General features: G+C 61.3%; 1 pseudogene. It reads right to left on the minus strand.

Annotated features, from left to right (window positions below):
- Window positions 1-234: pseudogene (locus tag ACYP5B_RS40805) on the minus strand (hypothetical protein); the annotation flags it as partial.
- Window positions 235-305: the final 71 nt, after the last annotated feature.

Here is a 305-nt window from a genome sequence, read left to right on the forward strand (position 1 = left end):
GCGGACGACCGAGACCGCAATGCGGCCTTTGTCGCAGTCCGGCCAGTTCACGCTGGGCAGCAGCCCGTAGGCCTTCTCGTTGCGATTCTCGCTATAGTTCGCAGCGCACAGCCACTCGGGATCAAGTTGTGCGGCACGAAGCGTTTTGCCCAGTGCTGCAGCCACCTCCTGCACGGTCTTACCGTTCGTAACGATCGGAGCAACAGCCGGGATGGGTTCAACGATGTGTGCCATTTGAATGCCTTAATAGTTGCGCGAGGCAAGCATCCCCCGCAAGCGGGGGCGTGCCCCGCAAGGGAGAAGAG

The organism is Cupriavidus sp. 8B, from assembly GCF_054589115.1.